This window comes from Rhizobacter sp. P1_G5 (genome assembly GCF_056405435.1).
Genome location: NZ_JBFUCB010000584.1, coordinates 1 through 3,824 on the forward strand (window position 1 = coordinate 1; position 3,824 = coordinate 3,824).

3 protein-coding genes are annotated in these 3,824 nt (G+C 62.3%); all 3 read right to left on the minus strand.

Features of this window, described 5'->3' with window-relative positions; genetic code table 11:
* Positions 1-320: hypothetical protein (locus AC1D12_RS27435; protein ID WP_477844201.1), on the minus strand; the 320-nt coding region annotated here is incomplete at its 3' end.
* 444 nt (positions 321-764) lie between these two features.
* Positions 765-2,783: an RHS repeat-associated core domain-containing protein gene (locus tag AC1D12_RS27440; RefSeq protein ID WP_477844203.1), complete on the minus strand. Its 2,019-nt coding sequence runs from the start codon at positions 2,781-2,783 to the stop codon at positions 765-767.
* A gap of 237 nt (positions 2,784-3,020) precedes the next feature.
* Positions 3,021-3,824, minus strand: an 804-nt coding sequence (locus AC1D12_RS27445; protein WP_477844205.1) for an NAD(P)H-dependent flavin oxidoreductase, incomplete at its 5' end; no start/stop codon positions are given.

A 3,824-nucleotide genomic window follows, 5' to 3' on the forward strand; every position in this document is an offset into this window, starting at 1 on the left:
TTGCTTTCAGACCCCGACCACCAAGGGGTGGTGAGCGGCGCCTTGCCATGAAGCAATGTGACGGATTTTTCTGGAAGATGAAGATCGCAGTTCACGTCCAGCAGGATAGGTTGCTGGATCGGGTTCTCTATGTGATGCTCGACAATCAATCCCAGTTGATGCCATCCAGCCAATTCATGTCGAAATGAATGGGAGGCTCGAAAAACTCCGTTCTCCTCGATGAGTTCAACGTCGAATATGTGCGAATTAGCCCCTTTGGGGGCAAAGAAGGTTGCAAATCTGCGAAGGCGTGGCCTTGAAGCAAGTGCATTGAATATCATTGCGCGCCCAAAAGGATTGTGAGCAAAGAGATGAGTTCAGCGGCCACAACGACAGCAGTCGCCCCTGCGGTCATGGTAGAAGAATCAGTTCCCACCAAGGCGGGGGTAAGCCACCAAAGCCAAAGGGGCTTGGTTCCGTCGTCCATCTGTCCTGAACCGGATCGTAGGTAGCTCTCGACTGTCCAATACCGAATGATGATGATGCCGGCAGCGTTCTCGTCGCCGGTTCAGGTTTTTTATCGCATTTACATTTGGCTCGAGTGGCTGGATCGTTGATCAATCTGTTATAGGAAAGCCTGACGGCGGCGGCCCAGGCTTGGCAATTGTTGCAGAGCAGACTGTATTTTGGTGCCGGCCACATATTCATTGCTACGGCCAACCTCATTACGCAGTCGTTGTAACCGCCATCGGTTTCAATGTAGCCACCGGGGAAGGGGTCTGGTGTCACCCCGGATGGGGAGTACCCAAGATTATCAGGTGAAGCGCCATCTTCAAAAAAAGATTCTCGTGAGCGACTTGCCATCTGCCCAATGCGAAATTCAAGATCATAGTTGGCATGCCGTTGAGAGGTCGCATGCCAAAATAGGCCAAGCCCTGTGGATCTATGAAGCCGATTGGGCTCCCGTTGACATAAGAGTACGTTGACCAACTCCCACCGGATAACCCTATTGGGTCGCTCTGCGCATAGCTACCTTTCGAGCTGTCGTAGCTGCGGAAGTAGTTGTACCAAAGCCCCGACTCTGCATCCGCATACTGCCCCGGGAATCGCAGATTCTGCGTGAAGGCCCCGAGCCCATCGGGATTCGTCTCCGGTGCCGTCGTCCCGAACGGCTCGGCCAGCCAGCGCCAGCGCTTGGCTCCGTTCTGGTCCACAACGATGCGCGGCGCATTCAGGTGATCCGTGTGGATGTAGTAGATGAGTGGCGGGTTGTTCGCATTGGCCGGGTCCGGTATGAACATCGCCACCGGGATGCTGTCCAGCCACACGTATTCGCGGATCGCCTTGCCGGCCTGGTCGTATTCCCCGAGCAGTTGCCCCTTGAGGTCGTACACGAAGATCACCGTCTCGCCCGTGCTCGTCACTTTGCGGATGCGCCGGCGCTCTGCGCTGTAGTCGTAGCTGCCGGTCACCCCTGTCTTCGTGATGCTCGCGATCGAGCCGTTCAGGCCGTAGGTCGCCGTGTAGCCCACGCTGTCGCTGGTCGTGTTGCCGGCGTTGTCGTACCCGAAGCTGCGAGCTGGGTTCGTGATGTTCGTCAGTCGGTTGCTCGTCGCCTCGGTCGTGTACTCACTTGCGCTGCCGTTCAGGCTCACGCTCGTGCGGGTGCCGTTCGGGTCGTAGGCGATCGACCAACTCGATGCCGAGGCGGTGATGCTGGTGAGGCGGCTGTTCCCGTCGTACCCGAAGCTCTGGTCCAGCGCGGGTTGCGCCGAGCCGTCACTCGCCAGCAGGTGCGTGAAGCCGCTGATGCGGTCGGCGGCGTCGTAGCTCACGTCGCGCAGCACGTTGCCGAGCGGGTAGCGCACGATGCGCCCGCCCAGGTCGAACAGCCGCGTGTGGTTCATCAGGCCGCTTGTCATGTGCCAGTCCCAGCCGCTCACCGGGCCGAAGGGTTCCCACTTCACGTTGCTGATCAGCGGGACAGGCGCGCTGCCTGCGTCTTTCGCCAGGCTCATGCCGATGAGCTCGCCGGTGTCRCGCGTGATCACCAGCACCCGGCCCGACGGGTAGGTGATSGTCATCAGGTCGCCGTGCGAGTAGGCGTACTTCACCGTCGTYTGGATCGGCACGRTGTTCGCACCRGCCTTGGCGTTCACCGATTGCACGGCTTCGGTGATCCGGCCCCGCGGGTCGTACCTGAAACGGGCGAAGCCGTTCGGGTGATCGGCGCGGCTGAGCCGGCCGATGCTGTAGGTGTAGTCCGGGCCGGTGAGGTCCCAGCTCCAGGTGGTGGTCTGGCTCGCTTGGCCGCTCTGGCTGTAGACGACGCTGGTGAGTCGTCCTTCGAGATCGTAGGTGTAGGTTTCGGTGACGCCACGGCTGTCGGTGCGGGTCTTCAGCCGGCGTGCCGCGTCGTAGGTGATGTTGGTGATGCCGGTGTCCGGGCTGATCAGCTGCGTCGCATCGCCGAAGCCATTGCGCGGGTACTGCGTGACCAGGTTGCGCGGGTCGGTCACCTTCGTCGGCCTGCCGCCTCCGTCGTACTCGATCGCGGTCTTGCCGTTCCTCGGGTCGGTCAAKTCCTTCACGCGGTACTGCGGGTCGTAGCCCACCCGCGTCTGGATGTTCAGGCCGTTCGGATCGCGGGTGATCTTGGTGACGTTTCCTTCGGCGTCGTACTCGTAGGCACGGACTGGCGTTGGTGACACCGGCGGAGGCGGAATATCAGCGTGGCATGGGACGGCAGGCAAAAGCAGGCAAGTCGCAACAGCAAAGACCCCTGCATGGGTCGTCGTGTTCATCGTCGAGTTTCAGTAGGCGGTTGATCGATTCGCGCCGCCACACCCTCTCAAGGGGACTGCCTGGTCGGCGTACTGCGCGCATTGAAGCGCCGAGCTTGATCGTTGGCAAGCATCACATGCGACGCCGTCGGTGGCTTGCAACATGCCAGAGGTTCACGATGACGCCGATCGCAAATCTGCGTATCTCCACGTGCCCATGCAGAGACAGACGCGGAACAGTCTGCAGAAACAATGGAGTCAGCCCACCGCAGTCACCATGTACCGCAACAACTCACCCACCCCGCGGATCTGCTCCCCGAACGGCAGCTTGCCCACCCCGCGGAAGAACAGCCCCTTCTTCACATCCCCGCGCAGCGCCGCCGCGAGCTGCGTGTCGATGCAGAACTGCCCCCAGCCCGGCAGGCCGTCGCGCAGGCCGCATTGCGCGAGGCAGTCGAAATCCAACGTGCAGCGCGGCTTCACGTGCGCCGTCTTCTGCAGGCGCGGCTCGGCCTTCAGGTAGTTGCGCAGCCAGACCGTCGGCACCGCGCGCGCCGGCAGCCCGGCCACGCTGGTGAACTCGACCAGGTCTTCATCACGCGCCTGCGCCAGCACCTGCTTGAAGGCTTCGTGCGCATCGCATTCATGCGTCACCGCGAACGGCGTACCCAGCTGCACCGCTGCCGCGCCCAGGCCCTGCAGCCGCCGCACGTCGGCATGGCTGCGCACGCCGCCGGCCGCGATCAGCGGGATGTCCTTCTCGTAGCCGCCGCTGCGCAGGAACGCCAGCACCTGCGGGATCACCGTCTCGAAATCGAACCTCGCGTCATGCAGGTCGCCGATGCGCGCCGCGCCCAGGTGGCCGCCGGCCAGCCCCGGGTGTTCGATGACGATCGCATCGGGCAGGCGCTTGCGGCGCTCCCATTTGCGCACCAGCAACTGCACGCCGCGCGCGTCAGACAGGATCGGGATCAACAGCGTGTCCGGGTGCTCGCTCGCCAGTTCCGGCAGGTCCAGCGGCAGCCCGGCGCCGACGACCACCGCATCGATGCCGCATTCGAG